Origin of the sequence: Pseudomonas sp. S12(2018), assembly GCF_024355235.1 — a bacterium.
Classification (GTDB): Bacteria; Pseudomonadota; Gammaproteobacteria; order Pseudomonadales; family Pseudomonadaceae; genus Aquipseudomonas; species Aquipseudomonas palmensis.
Genome location: NZ_QLAD01000006.1, coordinates 123494 through 143481 on the forward strand (window position 1 = coordinate 123494; position 19988 = coordinate 143481).

Here is a 19988-nt window from a genome sequence, read left to right on the forward strand (position 1 = left end):
GTGCAGCGCAAAGGCTGTGCAAAAGCACAAAGACAGCGTCCTCTGGCTCAAACAGACTCGTCATGACAACTGCCTCGACGCAGTTGCGGCGATAAACATAAAAACAGAGAGAGAATCATGTCATACCGCCCTGCCCCTGACCAAGGCCACGACATCGACCGCAACGCGCTGTACCGGCGCATCACCCTGCGGCTGATCCCGTTCATCTTCATCTGCTACCTGTTCAACTACCTGGACCGCGTCAACGTCGGCTTCGCCAAGTTGCAGATGCTCGACGCGCTGAAGTTCAGCGAAACCATCTACGGCCTGGGTGCCGGCATCTTCTTCATCGGCTACGTGCTGTGCGGCCTGCCCAGCAACCTGGCGCTCAACCGCTTCGGGCCACGGCGCTGGATCGCGCTGATGATGATCGCCTGGGGCACGCTGTCGACCTGCCTGCTGTTCGTCACCACCCCCATGGAGTTCTACGTGCTGCGCCTGTTCACCGGCGCCGCCGAAGCGGGGTTCTTCCCGGGTATCGTGCTGTACCTCTCGCGTTGGTTCCCAGCGCAGCGGCGCGGGCGCATCATGGCGCTGTTCATGTCGGCGATCCCGGTGTCGGGGCTGCTGGGCGGGCCGTTCTCGGGGTGGATTCTCAACCACTTCGCCGCCGGCCAGGGCGGCCTGGCCGGCTGGCAATGGATGTTCCTGATCCAGGGCGTGCCTACCGTGGTGCTCGGCTGTCTGGCGATCGTGCTGCTCAGCGATGGCTACGCCAAGGCCGGCTGGCTGACCCCGGCGCAGCGCCAGGCGGTTGAGGCCGACCTGAATGCGGATGCGGCAGCCAAGCCGAAAACCGCCAGCGACAGCCTGCTGTCGGTGCTGGCCAACCCGTTGATCTGGACCTTCGGCTTCATCTACTTCTGCATCCAGAGCGGCGTGTATGCGATCAACTTCTGGCTGCCATCGATCATCAAGAACATGGGTTTCGACGATGCCCTGCTGATCGGCTGGCTGAGCGCCATCCCGTACCTGCTGGCCGGGCTGTTCATGCTGCTGGTGGGGCGTTCGGCAGACCTGCGCAACGAGCGGCGCTGGCACCTTGTGGTGCCGATGCTGATGGGCGCGGTGGGGCTGCTGATGGCGGTCAACTTCGCCCACAGCCCGGTGATCGCGATACTGGGCCTGAGCATCGCGACCATGGGCGCGCTCACCGGCCTGCCAATGTTCTGGCCGATGCCCACTGCCCTGCTCACCGCGGGCACTGCGGTGGCGGGCCTGGCGATCATCAACTCGGTGGGCCAGATGGCCGGGTTCCTCAGCCCGTACCTGGTGGGCTGGATCAAGGACCAGACCGGCTCGACCGACGTGGCGTTGTATTCGCTGGCGGGGTTGATCGTGGTGGGCAGCCTGGTGGCGCTGCGGGTGTCGCGCTCCAGCTGACGACCGCTTCGCCGGCAAGGCCGGCTCCTACGGGCCTGAGGGCCGTTCACACGATTGTGCGGGAGCCGGCCTTGCCGACGAAGCTTTCAACCCTGTAAAACAGCTCGACCCCCTCCCGCAAAAGGATGCTCGAACATGATCTACCGTCCCCTGGGCCGCAGTGGCCTGCAGGTTTCCGCCCTCACCCTGGGCAGCATGATGTTCGGCGAGCAGACCAGCACCGAAGACTCGCTGCGTATCATCGACAAGGCCTGGGACCAGGGCATCAATTTCATCGATACCGCCGACGTGTACAACGCCGGCCGCTCCGAAGAAATCGTCGGCGAAGCCATCGCCCGCCACCGTCACGACTGGGTGCTGGCCTCCAAGGTCGGCTTCGGCCCGGTCGACGGCCTGCCCAACCGCAGCGGCCTGAGCCGCAAGCATATCTTCAATGCCATCGACACCAGCCTCACGCGCCTGGGCACCGATTACCTGGACATCTACTACCTGCACCGCGAAGACCACGCCACCCCGCTGGAGGTCAGCGTGGCAGCCATCGGCGACCTGCTGCGCCAGGGCAAGATCCGTCACTGGGGCGTGTCGAACTTTAGCGGCTGGCGCATCGCCGAGGTGTGCAACCTGGCCGAACGCCTGGGTATCCCCAAGCCTGTGATCAGCCAGCCGCTGTACAACATCGTCAACCGCCAGGCCGAAACCGAGCAGTTCACCGCTGCAGCCTTTCACGGCCTGGGCGTGGTGCCCTACAGCCCGCTGGCGCGTGGGGTGCTCAGCGGCAAGTACGCCCCCGACGCCACCCCGGACGCCAACAGCCGCGCCGGGCGCCAGGACAAGCGCATCCTCGAGACCGAATGGCGCAGCGAGTCACTGGCCATCGCGCAGAAGATCCACGCCTATACCCAGGCCAAGGGCGTGGGCATGGTCGAGTTCGCCATTGCCTGGGTGCTCAACAACCAGCACGTCAGCTCCGCCATCGTCGGCCCGCGCACCGAAGCGCAGTGGGACACCTATGGCGGTGCGCTGCAGGTGAAGATCACCGCCGAAGACGAAGCTTTCATCGATTCGCTGGTTACCCCCGGGCATGCCTCCACCCACGGCTACAACGACGCGGCGCACTTCGTCAGCGGGCGCCAGCCACGCTGAGTTCGCAACCGATCAGGTGGCTGATGGCGGCCTTGAGCTTCATCGGCCGCACCGGTTTGTGCAGCAGGCTGTGGCCCAGGTCGCGCACCTGCTGCTTGAGCTCCACGCTGTAGTTGGCAGTGATCATCAGGGCCGGCAACGGCGTGTGCCGCTGCGTATTGATCGACCCGACCGCCTCCAGGCCATTGCGGTCGTTGTCCAGGTGATAGTCGACGATCAGCAGGTCGGCCCACTCGCTGTCCAGTGCCACCTGGCGGGCCAGGTCCTGCTCGCTCAGGGCGGTGACCACCGAGCAGCCCCACTGCTCCAGCAGGCTGCGCATGCCCGCGCAGATCGCCGCATCGTTGTCCACCACCCAGATACGTGCGCCGTCCAGGCGTTCGGTCAGCGGCTCGACCTGTGACGGTTGCGGCTCGCGCCGGGGCGCACGCTTGCTGCGCGGCACCTCGATGGAGAACACCGAGCCCTTGCCCGGCGTGGAGCGCAGGTGCACGCGGTGGCCGAGAATGCCGGCGATCTTGTCGACGATGGCCAGGCCCAGGCCCAGGCCGCGATCCTGGTCGGGACGCTGCAGGTCGCCGCGCTTGAACTCCTGGAACACCTCGGCGCACTTGTCGGGGGCGATGCCGATGCCGGTGTCCCATACCTCGATGAACACCCGCTGCCCACGCCGCCGGCACCCGAGCATCAGGCGCCCCTGCGGGGTGTAGCGGATGGCATTGCTGAGCAGGTTGCGCAGGATGCGTGCCAGCAGCTGGATGTCGCTGCGCACCCGCAGGCTGCTGCGCACGTAGCTCATGCGCAAGCCTTCGCTGGCGGCGGCATGGGCGTACTCGGCGGCCAGGTTGTCGAGCAGGTCGCTGACCGCGAAGGTCGCGACATCGGCCTTGATCACCCCGGCATCGAGCTTGGAGATGTCGACCAGGGTGCCCAGCAGGCTTTCGACGTCATCCAGCGAATTGCTGACGTTGCGCACCAGCGCCGGGCTTGCACAGTTCTGCTCCTGCAGCGCGCTGGTGAACAGGCGCGCGGCGTTGAGCGGTTGCAGCAGGTCGTGGCTGACCGCGGCAAGGAACTTGGTCTTGGACAGGTTGGCCTGGTCGGCCTCCTGCTTGGCCTCGCGCAGGCGCGCTTCGGCGCGGCGCCGCTCTTCGATTTCGCGCAGCAGTTGCTGGTTGAGCTGGGTGAGTTCGGCGGTGCGCTCGCGCACCCGCAACTCCAGGTTCTGGTAGGCCTGGTGCAGGGCTTCGGCGGTACGCCGGCGTTCGGTGATGTCGCGGATCAGCACGAAGATCCCCACCACCTCGCCGCTGGCCAGCTGGTTGGGCACATAGGAACGCAGCATGTAGCGCTCCTGGCCGTGGGCGTTGGTTTCGGCGAACTCGAACGTCACGCTCTCGCCCGACAGTGCCCGCTCCACGTAACTCTCCAGGCGCTGGTAATGCTCGGCGCTGTGCACCTCGCGCAGGCTCTGGCCGAGCATTACCCCGCGCGGCCAGCAGTACCACTGCTCGTACACCTTGTTGGTGAACTCGTAGACCAGGTCGGCGTTGAGGTAGGCGATCAGCGCCGGCACGTGGTCGGTGATCAGGCGGATCCAGCGCTCGCTCTCGCTCAGCGCCTCGGCATGCTGATAGCGCTCGGTGATGTCGGTGAAGGTGTTGACGAAACCGCCGGCCGGCAGCGGATGGGTACGGATTTCGAGCATGCGCCCGTCGAACAGGCGCTGCTCCAGTTCATGGATGCTGCGCCCGTTGGCATCGGTGCTGGCCGGGGTGAGCAAGGCCAGCTCGCTGTCGGCGATCACCTCGGCAAAGTCGCGATGGGCGGCAATCGGGGCCAGCCCGCTGAGTTCCAGAAAGCGCCGGTTCCACAACTCCAGCACGCCGTCGGCATTGACCATGGCCACGCCCTGGGACAGGTTGTCGACCGCACGCTGCAGCAGGTGCGACTTCTGCGCCACGGCCTGTTCGCGGCGCTGGGTTTCGCTGAGCTTGATCTGGGTGATGTCGGTGAACAGCATCACGCAGCCGCCGCCCTGGGTCGGCCGCTCGCTGACCTGCAGCCAGCGCCCGCCCTGCAGGCGGTACACCATGTGCTCGGCGCTGGGGCCGCGTTGTTCTTCGCAGAACAGCCCGGTGCTCTGCATCAGCCGCTTGATCTCGGCCAGACGCATGCCGCCGATGATGCGGATGCGGCTGTTGGCCCAGAACGCCTTGAAGCGCTGGTTGAACAGCACGATGCGCTGCTGCGGGTCGAACAGCACGAAGGCGTCGGAAATGCTTTCGATGGCGTCCACCAGGTACTGGTGCGCGGTTTCGGCGCGCAGCCGCGCATCGCTGAGCAGGTGGTTGCTGGCCTTGAGTTCGGCCATGGCCTGGTTCAGCGCATCGGTGCGCTCGCGCACCTGCTCGGCCAGCACCACCGAGTGCTGGAACGCCGCATACGAGTCGTCCGGGCGCGCGGCGCCCGATTCCTGGCGTTCGATCAGGGCGGCGTTGATACGGCTGAGCTTGCGGTTTTCATGCTGCAAGCGGGCGATCAGCGCGGCCTGGTCAATGTCCACGGCGTGCACGGGGCTGGCCAATGGCGACGCCGGTGAACGTCTGGTTGATGTGCATGCCATTGAACTGTTCTCCATAGGAGTTGAACCCCACCACAGGCTGCTGCTGCAAAAAGGCGCCGACGGCTTCGAACTCGGCGCTGCCTTCCAGCTCCAGGCGGCGCAGGAAGCAGTCGCAGCCGATGGTCAGCAGCAACGGCCCGAGGCGTTCGCGCAAGCCGTCGAACAACGCGCTCAGGTTGGGCAGCAGGGGCCCGGGGCGCATGGCGGTGAGCACGATGCCGTTCTCCACCGCGCAGTAGAAACTCAGGCTGCCGTCGTCGTGCACCTGCTGGATGGCCCGCACGTAGTAGCGCTCGTTGATGCGCACCGCCAGCGGGTGGGCGGCGAAGGTGCGGTGGTCGAGCTGTTCGGGGGGCACGCCGATCAGCGCGGCGTATTCCTGAGCGGCGGGTTCGGCATTGAGCTCGTAGACCCGGCGCAGGGTACTGTCGGCGCGGGTGACCACGAGCTTTTCCTGACGCGGCTGGATGTGGTGGGTGGTGAACACCTCGAAATCCAGGCAGGTATTGACCAGCAGCACCACGGCAGCGCTGCTGTGGAAGGCGCCGTCGAAGTACACATGGGTGTGGTGCAGGTAGTTGTCGTCGCCGGCCGAGCCGCCGAAATGCGGGATGTCGCCCAGGGCGGCACTGAGGGCGGCAAGCACGGTTTCCTCACGGCTGGACAGCCCGTCGAGCAGGGTCAGGGCGAAGCTGTGGCCCTTGATCGGGGCCAGGGTGTTGCTGCGACAGTCGCCGACCAGGCGCTCGACCATCTGCTGCGCGTCGATCAGGCTGAAGTACTGCATGGGGGCGATGAGTTCGGCGGCAATCGAGAACATCCGGTAATCGAAGCCCAGCGCGGTGATGCAGCCGCGGCCGTAGCCTTCGGGGGTGATTTCGCCGGCGCTGGTGCAGCCTGCAAGGCGGATGCCGCCCAGGCTCTGTTGCAGCGAGTGGGCCAAGGCTGGCAGGTCGTATTCGGCGGAGCAGAAGAACAGCACGAAGCCCAGGTGCGGGTGCAGCAGCTGACGGGCCAGGTCCTGTGCGGCCTCTTCGGCGACACTGGCGCGCGAGACGGCACTGACAATGCCCTCGGCGGGGGGGTGGTGCATGACGGCCTCCGGCGGGGGCTTTAACGGATGGGCCCAGTGTACGAAGGGGCTGGAGAGGGTCGAATGCTACTTGGGTAGTGGGTGGGGGTGGCATTGGTTGTAGGTTTGCAAGGGGGGTGCCCTTTCGCTGGAACGCCGGCGCCCACAGGTTTGCCACTGACGTGAAGAACAGTGGCATCGCTGTGGGCGCCGGCTTGCCAGCGAAGAGGGCGACGCGGTTTACCAGGTCAGCACGGCACCCAGGGCCAGCGTATCGGTGTCTTCGTTCTGGCTGCTGCCCTCATGCCCGCGGATTTCGAACTGGTTGTATTCGGCTACCAGGGTGAGGTTGGCATTGATGTCGCGGAACAGCGCGATGCCGCGGGTCTCGTAGTCGGCGCCGGTGTTGACCGCGCCGTTGCCGTCGTCCTTGGTCTTGCCGTACGACAACGCCAGGCGGTTCTTGCCGAACTTGTACGAGCCCTGCATCAGGTAGCCCTTGCTGTCGACCTCGCGCAAGGTGGCTTCCCCGGCGTTGTTGGTGAAGAACGGGTTGATGCCCTTGGCGGTGAAGCCGGAACCGGTCAGCGAGAAGGCGCCCATCTTGGCCTGTACGCCATAGCCCAGGCCCTTGGAGGTCACCGAGTCGACGTTGTGATCGGTGTTGTCCGAGGTCTGGTAGCCACCGTTGATCCAGCTGTAGATCTTGGCTCCCCCCAGGTCGAACTGGTAGGTGATCTCGCTCTCGGTGCGCGGATTCTTCTGGTAGGCCTTGCCCACCGCGCTGTCATCGTTGGTATCGACCGGGTCCATGATGCCCACGGCGATGCGCAGGCCATCCATCACCGGGGTGCGGTAGGTGATCTGCGCAGTGGGGAACGGGTACGGGTAGCCGGTGCCGATGTTGCCGAACGATACACCGCCACCGTCCACCAGGCCGAGGGTGTCACTGACCTGGCCATAGCCGGCCAGCAGCTCGTCGAGCAGGATGTTGGAACGGGCGAACAGGCCGAAGTCCTTGCCGATCAGTACTTCGCCCCACTCCGAATTGGTCACGGTGCCGTAGAACTGACGCACGTCGATGGCCGTGTCGGTGCCGTTGGTTTCACTGTCGTTGATGGTGACCCAGAACGAAGCGCGCCCGCCCAGCTTGAGGTCGTCGATCTGACGGGTCATGTTGAAACCCAGGTAGTTGGGCAGAAAGCCCATCTTGACCCGGGACTGGCGACGGTCGAACTGCTCGCCGTCACGGTCGACCTTGCTGTTGACGTAGAAGGCGTTGATGTAGCCGTCGGTGGAAAAGGTCGTGTCGTCCTTGTCGTACAGCATGATCTCGGCCTGGGCCAGCGGGGTCAGGCCCAGCGCGGCAAGGCTCGCCACCAAGGGCAGGAAACGTGTATGGGCATTCTTATTGTTGTGCATGACGCTCTCCGCAAACGGGTGGACGGTTGTCGGAGGCGATTATCGAAAAGCGGCGCCGCGCGCCCTACGCTGCCTTGGGGGCAAGGCGCTGCTGCTTTGGCGAGGCGCGAGGTGCCAGGCACCGGGGAACTAATCCTGTGTCCGCCAGTGTCACAAGGCTAAAGTGCCAGCACCCGCTCCGGATGGCCGAGAGCACCATGCAAAAATGCAGACAGGCACTGCAGTTTTGTCGATTGTAATGGGCAAAATTGCACTGTTACGATCCGACGATCCTTGAATTCATCTCCACGGCGCGACAAATCATGTGGAAAATCAATAACAAAGCAGGGAGACAGCGATGACCGCGCAAGCGCATTCCCCGGTCGATACCAACGTACTGGCTACCGTACGCAACCATGTAGGCCATCTGACCCTCAACCGCCCCGCCGGCCTCAACGCCCTGACCTTGCCGATGGTGCGTCAGCTGCAGCAGCAGCTCGACGCCTGGGCCGTCGACCCGCAGGTTCACGCAGTGGTACTGCGTGGCGAAGGCCCCAAGGGTTTCTGCGCCGGCGGCGACATCCGTTCGCTGCATGACAGCTTCAAGGCAGGCGACAGCCTGCACCGCGACTTCTTCGTGGAGGAGTACGCGCTGGACCTGTGCATTCATCACTACCGCAAGCCCATCGTTGCCCTGATGGACGGCTTTACCCTGGGCGGCGGCATGGGCCTGGCCCAGGGCGCGGAGCTGCGTGTGGTCACCGAGCGCAGCCGCCTGGCCATGCCCGAAACCGGCATCGGCTACTTTCCGGACGTGGGCGGCAGCTATTTCCTGTCGCGCATCCCCGGCGAACTGGGCACCTACCTGGGGGTGAGCGGCGTGCAGATCCAGGCGGCCGACGCGCTGTACTGCGGGCTGGCCGACTGGCATGTCGACAGCGCCAGGCTGAGCACCCTGGATGAACGCCTGAACACGCTCAAGTGGAGCGAACACCCGCTCAAGGACCTGCAGGGCGTGCTGGCCAGGCTGGGCACCCAGGCCCTGGACAACCCTCCCCTGGCTGCGCTGCGCCCGGCCATCGACCACTTCTTCGCGTTGCCCGATGTGGCCAGCATCATCGAGCAACTGCGTGCCGTGACCGTCGGCGACAGCCACGAATGGGCACTCAAGACCGCCGACCTGCTGGCCACGCGCTCGCCCCTGGCGATGGCGGTGACCCTGGAGATGCTGCGTCGCGGGCGCCACCTGAACCTGGAGGACTGCTTTGCGATGGAGCTGCACCTGGACCGGCAATGGTTCGAGCACGGCGACCTGATCGAAGGTGTACGCGCGCTGATCATCGACAAGGACAAGCAGCCCCGCTGGAACCCCGCCACCGTCGCCGAGCTTTCACGCTCGCGGGTGGATCAATTCTTCGAAGGCCTGTGAGGGCCGGAGTACGCACATGCAAGACCTGGAACTGACTGAAGAACAGATCATGATCCGCGACATGGCGCGCGACTTCGCCCGTAACGAGATCGCCCCGCATGCCCAGGCCTGGGAAAAGGCCGGCTGGATCGACGATGGCGTGGTGGCCAGGATGGGTGAGCTGGGCTTGCTGGGCATGGTGGTGCCCGAGCAATGGGGCGGCAGCTACACCGACTACGTGGCCTATGCACTGGCGGTGGAAGAGATTGCCGCCGGCGATGGCGCCACCGGGGCGTTGATGAGCATCCACAACTCGGTTGGCTGCGGCCCCCTGCTCGCCTATGGCAGCGACCTGCAGCAGCAGACCTGGCTGGAGCGTCTGGCCACCGGCCAGGTGATCGGCTGCTTCTGCCTTACCGAACCCCAGGCCGGCTCCGAGGCGCACAACCTGCGCACCCGTGCCGAGCGTGTGGGTGACGAGTGGGTGATCAACGGGTCCAAGCAGTTCGTCAGCAATGCGCGGCGCGCGGGCCTGGCGATCGTGTTTGCGGTGACCGACCCGGAGCTGGGCAAGAAAGGGCTATCGGCGTTTCTGGTGCCGACCGACAACGAAGGTTTCGTGGTCGATCGCAGCGAACACAAGATGGGCATTCGCGCCTCGGACACCTGTGCGGTGACCTTGAACAACTGCCGTGTGCCGGCAGCCAACCTGCTGGGCGAGCGTGGCAAGGGCCTGGCGATCGCGCTGTCCAACCTTGAGGGTGGGCGTATCGGCATTGCGGCTCAGGCGCTGGGCATTGCGCGTGCGGCGTTCGAGGCGGCGCTGGTGTATTCGCGTGACCGCATCCAGTTCGGCAAGCCGATCAACGAGCACCAGAGTGTGGCCAACCTGCTGGCCGACATGCAGGTACAGCTCAATGCGGCGCGGTTGTTGATACTGCATGCGGCGCGTTTGCGCAGTGCGGGCAAGCCGTGTTTGAGCGAGGCTTCGCAGGCCAAGCTGTTTGCTTCGGAGATGGCCGAACGGGTGTGTTCCAAGGCCATCCAGGTGCATGGTGGGTATGGTTACCTGGAAGACTACCCCGTGGAGCGATACTACCGCGATGCGCGGATCACGCAGATCTATGAGGGCTCGAGCGAGATTCAGCGCATGCTGATTGCGCGGGAGTTGAAGCACTATCCGTTGTAAAGGCGCGGTTTGATGTGATGCCGGGCCACCATGGCCTGTCAGCCTTGTTGGCCCGGCCCCAGACCTTCTAGCGGTCCACCCGTTTGAGCACCTGCCGCTCATACTGCGGGTACAGATGGCTCACGCTGCGAATCAGCTCGTACTGGCTCAATGCTATGCCCGCAAACCGCTGGGGTATCGGCGTGGCAATCACCTCGGTCATGTCCAGCCCCTGCGCCGCACTCTCACGCATCACCTTGTCCAGCCACCCCAGGTAATCAACCATCTGTGCAAACGGCGCACGGTCCGTGGCCAGCGGGCCGTGCCCCGGCACCAGCACCTTCCACGGCAACGCCTCTAGCCGCTGCAGATCCTGTAGCCACACCGCCAGGCCAGGGGTGTTGGGCGTGGTCAGCGCACGCTGGTAGAACAACAGATCGCCGGCAAACAACACTCCGGTCTTTTCATCGAACACCGCCAGGTCGGCGCCGCTGTGACCGGTCAAGGCCAGCAGCCGCAACCGGTGCGAACCAAACGCACGCTCACCCGCCGCCACCGGCTGGTCGGGCAGGCGCACCTGGGTGCCACGCATCCAGTCACCCACCATGCGGTACATGTTCTCGGCCAGGCCATCCCCCTGCTCCTCCAGCAACTGCGTGGTACCAGGCAGTGCACCGACAGGCACACCGGCAAAGGCCTGGCTGCCCAGCGCGTGATCGGGGTGGTGATGGGTCAGCAGCACCTGCACCACCGGCTGGTCGGTGACGCTTTCGATGGCTTTGCGCAAGGCCTGCCCATAGCGCAGCGACGGACCGCTGTCGATCACCACCACGCCAGCCTCGGTGACGATGAAACCGGTATTGACGATGTTGCCGCCGTTGGTACGGGAGAAGTGCTCGGTGCTGCCCTCCAGCACATAGGTGTCGGCCGCGATCTGGCGCGGCGCCAGGCGGTAGTCCAGGTCGGCCAGGCTCGGCAGGCTGACACACGCCAGCAACAGCAACAGTGCTCGCATCACGGTCCTCACTCGATGGCAGCGTCGAACTGGTTGCCGTTGTTGTCACGCAGCACCAGGCGGGTAGCCCCCTGGTTGAGCAGGTCGAAGCCCAGGCTGGGGTTCTCGCTCACGGCAGGAAACAGTTCGAGGGTGGCCAGCGACTGGCCCTTGGCATCGAACAGCTCGGCGTGTTCGATGAAGAATTCGGGGATGCCGCCGGTCAGGCCGTTATCCATCGGGTGCGACACGTCCAGGCGCACGCGGCTGAAGGCATCGCGCGGGTAGCGTGCACCCAGTACCTGGCCCAGACGCTCTTCCCAGCCGGGCTGGCTGCGCACCACGCTGGGCGCCGTGCAGCCACCGCCGGCGGCATCGATCAGGCTCGAACCGATGTGCCAGGTACCGTCATCGGTCAGCACGGCCGCACGCAGCGGGGTGGCCTGCTCGATGCGTATGCGCACAGCCAGCCACGGCAGAACCTGCGGGCCGGGATGGAAATCGACGACCCGCGGTATCGGGTTGAGTTCGGCCCACACGAGTATACGCTGCACCTTGCCCGGCAACGCCCGGGCATCGACCTGCAACGGCACCTGTCGGGCGTCCTCGGCGAATGGCGGGGCAATCACCCGCACGCGCTCATCAAAGACGTAGGGCTCATCCTGGAGCCACTGTTTGCGATAGAACTCCCACATCACCGACGGCACCGGATCGGCACCCGGCTGTATTGCACAGGCCGGGCCGGCCAGCAGCAACGCGGCCAACAGCAACGGTACCCGGCGCATGGCCTATTCCTCGATGTGCACGCTGTCAAGGTAGGTACGCACCGCCCACAACGCTTCCTGGCTCAGGTAGTCGGCCATCTTGGGCATGTACACGCGCCCGTCACGCACCGCGCCGTTGCGTACCCGCTCCACGAACCATTCATCGCCCGCCTCGCCCTCGTCCAGCAGGCGCAGGTCAGGGGCGATGCCGCCGGACTTGGCTTCCAGGCCGTGGCAGGCCGCGCAGTTCTGGTTGTAAGCCGAGGCGCCGATGGACACTGCCTCGTCATGGTTGGGGCCGTTGCGGTAGGGGTTGGTTTCACGCCACTCGTCACCGAGTTTTTCCAGGGTGCCGGTGTTGACCGCCGACGGGGTCACGTTGCCATGGGCGAACACCGCCCCGGTACTCATCAGGCCGGCCATCAGCACGGCGCTCATCCAGGCGTTTTTCACTGTTGTCATTGTTCTGCCCTCGACTGCTTTGTCTGTACGGTTTGCACGCAGGCACCTCGCGATACCGGGGTGCTGCCGGGCATCTTAGAAAGCGCACTCCAGCGCCCCCATGCTGCTTTGGTGGTCGCGTGCTACTCCCTTGGTAGTAGGGCTTGTGGGGCAGTGCCAAATCATGCGCCGACTGGGACATTTTCCCGCTCAGGGCGGGAGTTTTTCCGTATCTGCGCAGGCGGCGACGATCCAGTCTAGGCAGGCACAAAACCTCCATTGGGAACACCCACTATGACAATAAGATCGTTACCCGCCGCGCTTTCCCCACTGTCCATGGCTGTGCAGGCCGTCCTGCTGGTCTCGAGCCTGGCCCTGGCACCGGCGGCCAACGCCAAGCCGGTGACCTGGGAAGACATCGCCAACGACCACCTCAACACCCAGAACGTGCTGCAGTACGGCATGGGCACCAATGCCCAGCGCTGGAGCCCGCTGGCCATGGTCAACGACAAGAACGTGTTCAAGCTGACCCCGGCCTGGTCGTACTCCTTCGGTGACGAAAAGCAACGCGGCCAGGAATCCCAGGCGATCATCAACGACGGCGTGATCTACGTCACCGGCTCCTATTCGCGGGTGTTCGCCCTGGACGCCAAGACCGGCAAGCGTCTGTGGACCTACAACCATCGCCTGCCGGACAACATTCGTCCGTGCTGTGACGTGGTCAACCGTGGCGCTGCCATCTTCGGCGACAAGATCTACTTCGGCACCCTCGATGCCCGCGTGATCGCGCTGAACAAAGACACCGGCAAAGTGGTATGGAACAAGAAATTCGGCGATCACAGCGCCGGCTACACCATGACCGGCGCCCCGACCCTGATCAAGGATCAGAAGAGCGGCAAGGTGCTGCTGATTCACGGCAGCTCCGGTGACGAATTCGGCGTGGTCGGCCAGCTGTATGCCCGCGACCCGGAAACCGGTGAAGAAGTGTGGATGCGTCCGTTCGTCGAAGGCCACATGGGCCGCCTGAACGGCAAGGACAGCACCCCTACCGGCGACGTCAAGGCCCCGTCCTGGCCGGACGACCCGACCACCGAGACCGGCAAGGTCGAATCCTGGAGCCACGGTGGCGGCGCCCCATGGCAAAGCGCTAGCTTCGACCCCGAAACCAACACCATCATCGTCGGCGCCGGCAACCCTGGCCCGTGGAACACCTGGGCACGTACCTCCAAGGACGGCAACCCGCACGACTTCGACAGCCTGTACACCTCGGGCCAGGTCGGCGTCGACCCGACCACCGGTGAGGTCAAGTGGTTCTACCAGCACACCCCGAACGATGCCTGGGACTTCTCGGGCAACAACGAACTGGTGCTGTTCGACTACAAGGACAAGGACGGCAAGCAGTACAAGGCCACCGCGCACGCTGACCGCAACGGCTTCTTCTATGTGGTGGACCGCACCAACGGCAAGCTGAAAAACGCCTTCCCGTTCGTGGACAACATCACCTGGGCCAGCCACATCGATCTCAAGACCGGTCGCCCGGTCGAAAACGAAGGCCAGCGCCCTGCCAAGCCATTGCCAGGCGAAACCAAGGGCAAGCCGGTGGAAGTCTCGCCACCGTTCCTGGGCGGCAAGAACTGGAACCCGATGGCCTACAGCCAGGACACCGGCCTGTTCTACGTACCGGCCAACCACTGGAAAGAGGAATACTGGACCGAAGAGGTCAACTACAAGAAAGGGTCGGCCTACCTGGGCATGGGCTTCCGCATCAAGCGCATGTACGAGGACCACGTAGGTTCGCTGCGTGCGATGGACCCGACCACCGGCAAGGTGGTGTGGGAGCACAACGAGCGCCTGCCGCTGTGGGCCGGCGTGCTGGCCACCAAGGGCAACCTGGTGTTCACCGGTACCGGCGACGGCTACTTCAAGGCCTTCAACGCCAAGACCGGCGAAGAGCTGTGGAAATTCCAGACCGGCAGCGGCATCGTTTCGCCACCGATCACCTGGGAACAGGATGGCGAGCAGTACATCGGCGTGACCGTCGGCTACGGCGGTGCAGTACCGCTGTGGGGTGGCGACATGGCCGAGCTGACCAAGCCGGTGGCACAGGGTGGATCGTTCTGGGTGTTCAAGATCCCGGCCTGGGATACCAAGACCGCCAAGCGTTGATCTGAGCGTTTTCGCGGGTCAAGTTCGCCACCACAAGGGATCACCAAACCTGTGGGAGCGGGCTTGACCCGCGTCTGCTTTCAAACTGCCAAGGAGATTCCCATGAAGTATCTGCCCCTAGTGCTCGCCGTCGCCCTGTCCCCGGCTTTTGCTGCCGACGACGAACTGGAACCACAGCCGCTGAAGATCAACGGCTGCATCATCCAGCCTGAAAGCCAGTGCCCCGGCGCCAACCTGCAGAATGCCGACCTGAACAACCAGGACATGCGCAAGATGAACCTGGCCGGTGCCGACCTGCGTGGCGCGAACCTGCGTCACGCCAAGCTCGACCTGGCCAACCTGGAGAAAGCCAACCTGCAAGGCGCCAACCTCACCCGTGCCAGCCTGCAGCAAACCAACCTGCGCGTGGCCAACTTCACCGATGCCACGCTGATCGCGGTCCAGGCCTGGGGCATGTACGCCCAGGGCGCCAACTTCAATGGTGCCAACCTCAGCGCCGCCTACCTGGAGTTTGCCCGCCTGTCCGGCGCCAAGCTGCACAATACCAACCTGCAAGCCGCCGACCTGGAAATGACCTGGCTGAGCAGGGCCGACCTTGTGGGGGCGAACCTGGCCGATGCCAACCTGCAGGAAGCCAAGTTCGGTGAAAGCAACCTGGAGAAAGCCGACCTGCGCGGCACTCGCCAGCACTACGCCAACTTCCAGGACAGCAACATGGAAGGCTGCCAGGGTTGCCCGAGCACCTGGGACTAGGTGCCTGCGTACACAGCCTACGCCGCTATACGCAGCAGGCCGGCTTCGATTGCCAGGTGCACCAGTTCGGCATGGGAGCTGACCTGCAGCTTGCTCTTGAGCAAGGTCAGGTAGTTGGAGACGGTCTTGGCGCTGATGCACAGCTGCTGGGCTATCAACCGGGTTGGGGTGCCCTTGGCCAGCATCAGGAAGATTTCGATCTCGCGCTGGGTCAGCCCCTGCAGCCGAGCATTGCCGCCACCCTGCCCCGGGTGCGGCTGGCAGGCCAGCTGGGTGGCCAGCGGTTGCTCGATGTAGGCATGCCCCGCCAGTACCCGGCGCACGGCTTCAAGCACCACCGCCGGCGCTGCCGCCTTGGACAGAAACCCGCAGGCCCCCGCGTCCAGTGCCTGGCGAACCAGGCCCAGCTCGGTGTGTTCGCTGAAAAACAGCACGCGCAGTTGCGGCAGGCGCTGACGCAGGCGCCGGGTGGTTTCCAGGCCGCTGATGCCGGGCAGGTCGAAGTCCATGATCACCAGGCCGGGCAGTTCCTCCTGCACCTGCTGCAGGGCCTCCTCGCCGCTGCCGGCCTCGCGAACTGGCAGGCCATTGAGCCCTTCGCCCAGAAAGTGGGCCAGGCCCAGGCGAATCATCGGGTGGTCGTCGACCAGCAAGATGCCCATCGCGCAGTACTCCTGTAGTGGCTATACCCCATGCTAGAGCCGCTGGCGAGCACGGCCGCTACTACTTTGGTACTGCCCGCGCTGTCGATGGTCGCATTCACAAAGCGCCAGTACTGGCCTGTAATACCAGGCATAACAAAAACGAGACTGCCGACCATGCTGCTGCGTGCCTTGTTCGCTTCTGCCTGCCTGACCCTGGCGGTGCCCGCCAGCGCCGACACGGCGCTGTTCACTGCCGACGGCTACCGCGCCACCCTGTACCGCAGCCCTACCCCCGATCAGGCGCCGCCGGCGCAGACCCTCGATACCGCGCAGCTGCAGGCTCTGCTGCAACAGCAGCCACCGCCGTTGCTGATCGACGTGTACAAGCGCCCCTGGCTGCATGGACGGTTCATCGACAGCGAGCCGCATGCCAACCTCCCCCACAGCCACTGGCTGGCCAACACCGGCGATGGCCAGCTGGACGACGCCTGGGCCCGCTATTTCAGCCGCCACCTGCAACGCCTGAGCCATGGCGACAAGCAGCGCGCCGTCGTCTTCTACTGTCGCTCCGATTGCTGGCTGAGCTGGAATGCGGTCAAGCGCGCCGATGCACTGGGCTACACGCGGCTGTACTGGTACCGTGATGGCCTGGATGCCTGGGAGAATGCCGGGCTGCCGGTACACCCCGCGACACCCGAAGCGTTCCCCTGACTACTGTCTGCCTAGCGGTCAACCACAACAATAAGGTGCAAAGCCATGTACAAGATTCTGATCGCCGACGACCACCCGCTGTTTCGCGAAGCGATCCACAACGTCATCACTGACGGCTTCCCTGGCAGCGAGGTCATGGAAACCGCCGACCTGGACAGCGCCCTGAGCCTGACCGGCCAGCATGACGACCTGGACCTGATCCTGCTGGACCTGAACATGCCCGGCATGCATGGCCTTGGCGGGCTGATCAACCTGCGCAACGAGGCGCCGACGATCCCGGTGGTGATCGTCTCGGCCGAGCAGGACAAGCAGGTGGTGCTGCAGGCAATCACCTATGGCGCGGTGGGGTTCATCACCAAGTCGTCGCCGCGCTCGCAGATGACCGATGCCATCGAGCAGATCCTCAACGGCAACGTGTACCTGCCGCCCGACATCATCCGCACGCAAAAAAGCACCGGCCGGCGCAACCAGAGCGAGCATGCAGGCTTTGCCCCGGAGCTGCTGCAGGCGCTCACCCGCAAGCAGTTGCTGGTGCTCGAGCGCATGACCAAGGGGGAGTCGAACAAGCAGATCGCCTACAACCTGGATATCGCCGAGACCACGGTCAAGGCCCATGTCTCGGCGATTCTGCGCAAGCTCAACGTGCACAACCGGGTGCAGGCGATTCTCAGTGCCGGCGATATCGACTTTACCGCCTACCTGCGGCGCTGATCAGCCGGCGCCGGGCAGCGCGAGGGTCTTGCCGCTGCCCACCGGCCCCATCGTCAACAGGGTTTCGGCCAGGGTCATGGGAACGATCATGTCCTTGGCGTTCTGCGCCTTGTAGTTGATGTCGGCATCGATGTGCTGTTGCACCTGCGCCGCATAGTCGGCCGGATACTGAGCCTTCTCGATTGCCGGCAGGCTGTTGTAGTGAGCCTGCACTTGCTTGAAGAAGTCCGTCATGCGGCCGGTGGTGTTGTATTCCTGCTGCGCCTTGTCGCTGACCTCGCGACGCCACGCCTGCTCCTGGCGGGTGGACTCCTCGAACGCGGCGCGCCGTTCGTTGACCGTGAAGGTGCCGCTGTCATCGTAGGTGATCAGCGCCAGCTGCTCGCGCGACAGGCCGGCGAACGGGTTTTCAACGGTCTTGCTGCCCACGGTCAGCGTCGCGTTCACGAACGCAGTGGCCTGTTCGGCCCGGGCCAGCAGCTCGGGGTCATCGGTGGCCGGTACTTCCTTGTCGTGGGCGGCCTTGTTGGCCGAATACGCAGCGCCGGTAATCTTGTCGAGCAGCGACCTGGCCAACGCACCGAGTGCCGAATGGCTCAGGCCGGTATCGCGCTCGCTGGCACGGGTGGCACTTGCGGCCAGTTGACGGGCCAGGTTGGAGACACTGCTGGTGTCCTGGCCGGCGTAGGCATTCAGGGCCCTGGCGCTGCTGCTGTTGCCATGGTTGATGCCAAGGCTGGTAGGGAGGGGGCTTGCACCGGTGGTGCGGGTGGTAATGGCCGATGTGTAGTCGTTCACATGCATCGGGAGACTCCATGTGGTGGTATGCACGTCTGTGCGGCGTGCGCTGACAACGCTCCGGTGCCAGCAATCGGGCGCAAGCCTAACGCCATTTGCCAGTTGCATCCAGTTGCGCGCCTGAAGTAAGCTCGGGCAATCAACTGGAGCACAGCATGTCGTCTATTTCCCTCACTCAAGCACTGCACACAGGTCGCGTATCGCACCTGGCGGCTGTGCGTGCGTGCGCGGCACTGTCTGCCAGCGGCTTTTATTTTGGGTATTGGTTTAGCCACAGGCGCCGCTGATACCCACACCGGCGCCCACTCCCAGGGCCGCCGAACACGAGAATACTCAACCCCCGGTCGGCCCTGCCCACCGGGGGTTTTGTTTTGGGCGCCGTACACCACCGACATCGATGAGGATTGCACCATGAACCACAGCACCTATTACCGTTACCAAAGCCTTGCCTGGCGATTTAGCCACTGCCGTTCGGGCCAGCCAGCCGCCTCCGACCGGTCCAGTACAGGTGGCACGCAAACACCGACACGAAATCGAACATCTCGCTAGGGCCGAAGGCGCGGGACCGAACCCGCCTTCCGCCCAAGGAAACCCGACCATGCAAGCGTCCACCCAAGCCCTGAACCTGTCCCAACCCCAGGCTATCGCAGCCAACAGTAGCCTCAACCTGCGCCTGCCCAGCCCGTTTCAGCTCAAGCAGCAACTGCCCTTGTCCAGCGCCCTTGGCGGCCAGGTCGAGCGCCACCGCCAGGCGGTGAAGGCGATTCTCGACGGCGAGGATGATCGCCTGCTGGTGATTGTCGGCCCCTGCTCGCTGCACGACCCCCACGCTGCCCTTGAATACGCCGAACGCCTGGCTGCCCTCTCCCGCCAGGTTGATGACCAGTTGTTGCTGGTGATGCGTGCCTATGTCGAAAAGCCCCGCACCACGGTGGGCTGGAAAGGCCTGGCATACGACCCGCACCTGGATGGCAGCGATGACATGCAGGGTGGCCTTGCGCTGTCTCGCCAGCTGATGCTGGGCATGCTCGAACGGGGCCTGCCGGTGGCCACCGAACTGCTGCAGCCGATGGCAGCAGGCTACTTCGATGACCTGCTGAGCTGGGCGGCCATCGGTGCACGCACCACCGAATCGCAGATTCACCGCGAGATGGTCAGCGGCCTGGGGCTGCCGGTCGGATTCAAGAATGGCACCGACGGCGGCGTGGGTATCGCTTGCGACGCCATCCGCAGTGCCGCGCATGCCCACCGCCACTTCGGGCTGGATGCCCAGGGGCATCCGGCGATCGTCGAGACCCTTGGCAATCCTGATACCCACCTGGTGCTGCGCGGCGGCCACCAGGGCCCCAACTACGATGCCGCCAGCCTGGAGCAGGCACGCCAGGGCCTGCACAAGGCCGGCATCCGCCCACGCCTGATGGTGGACTGCAGCCATGCCAACAGCGGCAAGGACCCACTGCGCCAACCTCAAGTGTTCAATCAGGTGCTGCAGCAACGCTTGCAGGGTGACCGCTCGATCATCGGCATGATGCTCGAAAGCCATTTGTTCGAGGGTTGCCAGGCACTGGGCAAGGCCCCCCTGCGCTACGGTGTATCGATCACCGATGGCTGCCTGGGCTGGGGGGCCACAGAAGCCTTGTTGAGCGAAGCGGCCACTAGCCAACGCGGGTAGACACCTGTCGCCCCTCACATAGGCAGAATGTTAAGGGGCAGGCAGGTCAGACGTACTGGTCCTGCCGTTCCAGCTTGCCCAGGGGCAGTGGGTT

17 protein-coding genes are annotated in these 19988 nt (G+C 64.6%); 9 read left to right on the plus strand and 8 right to left on the minus strand.

Features of this window, described 5'->3' with window-relative positions:
- The first annotated feature begins 117 nt into the window (after positions 1 to 117).
- Positions 118 to 1422: an MFS transporter gene (locus tag DN388_RS15525; protein ID WP_078480999.1), complete on the plus strand. Its 1305-nt coding sequence runs from the start codon at positions 118 to 120 to the stop codon at positions 1420 to 1422.
- A gap of 135 nt (positions 1423 to 1557) precedes the next feature.
- Positions 1558 to 2565: an aldo/keto reductase gene (locus tag DN388_RS15530; RefSeq protein WP_255000975.1), complete on the plus strand. Its 1008-nt coding sequence runs from the start codon at positions 1558 to 1560 to the stop codon at positions 2563 to 2565.
- Here the strand turns inward: DN388_RS15530 and nahK are convergent.
- From nahK to DN388_RS15545, 3 genes are all read right to left on the minus strand, one after another.
- Complete coding sequence (gene nahK / locus DN388_RS15535) at positions 2543 to 5191, minus strand: hybrid sensor histidine kinase/response regulator NahK/ErcS' (protein ID WP_078481000.1); 2649 nt, start codon at positions 5189 to 5191, stop codon at positions 2543 to 2545. The two genes, DN388_RS15530 and nahK, sit on opposite strands and share 23 nt — an antisense overlap.
- A complete protein-coding gene (nosP, locus tag DN388_RS15540; RefSeq protein ID WP_054914528.1) occupies positions 5121 to 6284 on the minus strand; it encodes a nitric oxide-sensing protein NosP in 1164 nt (387 codons plus the stop codon). Before nosP ends, nahK begins: the two co-directional genes overlap by 71 nt.
- 219 nt (positions 6285 to 6503) lie before the next feature.
- Positions 6504 to 7685, minus strand: coding sequence for a porin (locus tag DN388_RS15545; protein WP_043860154.1), 1182 nt, complete (start codon positions 7683 to 7685; stop codon positions 6504 to 6506).
- A gap of 337 nt (positions 7686 to 8022) precedes the next feature.
- Here DN388_RS15545 and DN388_RS15550 point away from each other — a divergent pair, with 337 nt between their 5' ends.
- Both DN388_RS15550 and DN388_RS15555 read left to right on the plus strand, forming a co-directional pair.
- A complete protein-coding gene (locus DN388_RS15550) occupies positions 8023 to 9093 on the plus strand; it encodes an enoyl-CoA hydratase/isomerase family protein (protein WP_255000986.1) in 1071 nt (356 codons plus the stop codon).
- A 16-nt stretch (positions 9094 to 9109) separates the two neighbouring features.
- On the plus strand, positions 9110 to 10261 hold the full coding sequence (locus tag DN388_RS15555; protein WP_043860156.1) for an acyl-CoA dehydrogenase family protein: 1152 nt from the start codon (positions 9110 to 9112) through the stop codon (positions 10259 to 10261).
- 67 nt (positions 10262 to 10328) lie between these two features.
- Here DN388_RS15555 and DN388_RS15560 read toward each other — a convergent pair whose 3' ends face one another.
- From DN388_RS15560 to pedF, 3 genes are read right to left on the minus strand one after another with little or no spacing between them, the layout of a single operon-like run.
- Positions 10329 to 11255, minus strand: coding sequence for a quinoprotein relay system zinc metallohydrolase 1 (locus DN388_RS15560; RefSeq protein ID WP_210015304.1), 927 nt, complete (start codon positions 11253 to 11255; stop codon positions 10329 to 10331).
- 8 nt (positions 11256 to 11263) lie between these two features.
- Complete coding sequence (locus DN388_RS15565) at positions 11264 to 12019, minus strand: quinoprotein dehydrogenase-associated SoxYZ-like carrier (RefSeq protein WP_255000991.1); 756 nt, start codon at positions 12017 to 12019, stop codon at positions 11264 to 11266.
- Positions 12020 to 12022: 3 nt separating this feature from the next.
- The gene (gene pedF / locus DN388_RS15570; RefSeq protein ID WP_043860159.1) at positions 12023 to 12460 is read right to left on the minus strand and encodes a cytochrome c-550 PedF; all 438 of its coding nucleotides are present in this window, start codon (positions 12458 to 12460) and stop codon (positions 12023 to 12025) included.
- A 315-nt stretch (positions 12461 to 12775) separates the two neighbouring features.
- On the opposite strand from pedF, the gene exaA reads away from it, so the two are divergent.
- Both exaA and DN388_RS15580 read left to right on the plus strand, forming a co-directional pair.
- Positions 12776 to 14605, plus strand: a complete 1830-nt coding sequence (gene exaA, locus DN388_RS15575; protein ID WP_231390602.1) for a quinoprotein ethanol dehydrogenase — start codon at positions 12776 to 12778, stop codon at positions 14603 to 14605.
- A gap of 102 nt (positions 14606 to 14707) precedes the next feature.
- Positions 14708 to 15358 carry a pentapeptide repeat-containing protein gene (locus DN388_RS15580; protein WP_043860161.1) on the plus strand — a complete coding sequence of 217 codons (651 nt, stop codon included), beginning with the start codon at positions 14708 to 14710 and terminating at the stop codon, positions 15356 to 15358.
- 17 nt (positions 15359 to 15375) lie between these two features.
- Here DN388_RS15580 and DN388_RS15585 read toward each other — a convergent pair whose 3' ends face one another.
- A complete protein-coding gene (locus DN388_RS15585) occupies positions 15376 to 16020 on the minus strand; it encodes a response regulator transcription factor (protein WP_043860162.1) in 645 nt (214 codons plus the stop codon).
- A 156-nt stretch (positions 16021 to 16176) separates the two neighbouring features.
- On the opposite strand from DN388_RS15585, the gene DN388_RS15590 reads away from it, so the two are divergent.
- Positions 16177 to 16713 (plus strand): PQQ-dependent catabolism-associated CXXCW motif protein, encoded by a 537-nt coding sequence (locus tag DN388_RS15590; RefSeq protein WP_255000998.1) that lies wholly within the window; start codon positions 16177 to 16179, stop codon positions 16711 to 16713.
- A 45-nt stretch (positions 16714 to 16758) separates the two neighbouring features.
- Positions 16759 to 17424, plus strand: coding sequence for a response regulator transcription factor (locus tag DN388_RS15595; RefSeq protein ID WP_043860164.1), 666 nt, complete (start codon positions 16759 to 16761; stop codon positions 17422 to 17424).
- On the opposite strand, the gene DN388_RS15600 is transcribed toward DN388_RS15595, so the two are convergent.
- The gene (locus tag DN388_RS15600) at positions 17425 to 18228 is read right to left on the minus strand and encodes a hypothetical protein (RefSeq protein ID WP_052504202.1); all 804 of its coding nucleotides are present in this window, start codon (positions 18226 to 18228) and stop codon (positions 17425 to 17427) included.
- 592 nt (positions 18229 to 18820) lie between these two features.
- Between DN388_RS15600 and DN388_RS15605 the strand changes: the two genes are divergently transcribed.
- Positions 18821 to 19894: a 3-deoxy-7-phosphoheptulonate synthase gene (locus DN388_RS15605; RefSeq protein WP_255001001.1), complete on the plus strand. Its 1074-nt coding sequence runs from the start codon at positions 18821 to 18823 to the stop codon at positions 19892 to 19894.
- The last annotated feature ends 94 nt before the right edge of the window (positions 19895 to 19988 follow it).

Coding starts and splice junctions, on each gene's coding strand:
- DN388_RS15525 (WP_078480999.1), top strand. CDS start 118: ATGTCATACCGCCCTGCCCCTGACCAAGGCCACGACATCGACCGCAAC.
- DN388_RS15530 (WP_255000975.1), top strand. CDS start 1,558: ATGATCTACCGTCCCCTGGGCCGCAGTGGCCTGCAGGTTTCCGCCCTC.
- nahK (WP_078481000.1), bottom strand. CDS start 5,191: ATGGCATGCACATCAACCAGACGTTCACCGGCGTCGCCATTGGCCAGC.
- nosP (WP_054914528.1), bottom strand. CDS start 6,284: ATGCACCACCCCCCCGCCGAGGGCATTGTCAGTGCCGTCTCGCGCGCC.
- DN388_RS15545 (WP_043860154.1), bottom strand. CDS start 7,685: ATGCACAACAATAAGAATGCCCATACACGTTTCCTGCCCTTGGTGGCG.
- DN388_RS15550 (WP_255000986.1), top strand. CDS start 8,023: ATGACCGCGCAAGCGCATTCCCCGGTCGATACCAACGTACTGGCTACC.
- DN388_RS15555 (WP_043860156.1), top strand. CDS start 9,110: ATGCAAGACCTGGAACTGACTGAAGAACAGATCATGATCCGCGACATG.
- DN388_RS15560 (WP_210015304.1), bottom strand. CDS start 11,255: ATGCGAGCACTGTTGCTGTTGCTGGCGTGTGTCAGCCTGCCGAGCCTG.
- DN388_RS15565 (WP_255000991.1), bottom strand. CDS start 12,019: ATGCGCCGGGTACCGTTGCTGTTGGCCGCGTTGCTGCTGGCCGGCCCG.
- pedF (WP_043860159.1), bottom strand. CDS start 12,460: ATGACAACAGTGAAAAACGCCTGGATGAGCGCCGTGCTGATGGCCGGC.
- exaA (WP_231390602.1), top strand. CDS start 12,776: ATGGCTGTGCAGGCCGTCCTGCTGGTCTCGAGCCTGGCCCTGGCACCG.
- DN388_RS15580 (WP_043860161.1), top strand. CDS start 14,708: ATGAAGTATCTGCCCCTAGTGCTCGCCGTCGCCCTGTCCCCGGCTTTT.
- DN388_RS15585 (WP_043860162.1), bottom strand. CDS start 16,020: ATGGGCATCTTGCTGGTCGACGACCACCCGATGATTCGCCTGGGCCTG.
- DN388_RS15590 (WP_255000998.1), top strand. CDS start 16,177: ATGCTGCTGCGTGCCTTGTTCGCTTCTGCCTGCCTGACCCTGGCGGTG.
- DN388_RS15595 (WP_043860164.1), top strand. CDS start 16,759: ATGTACAAGATTCTGATCGCCGACGACCACCCGCTGTTTCGCGAAGCG.
- DN388_RS15600 (WP_052504202.1), bottom strand. CDS start 18,228: ATGCATGTGAACGACTACACATCGGCCATTACCACCCGCACCACCGGT.
- DN388_RS15605 (WP_255001001.1), top strand. CDS start 18,821: ATGCAAGCGTCCACCCAAGCCCTGAACCTGTCCCAACCCCAGGCTATC.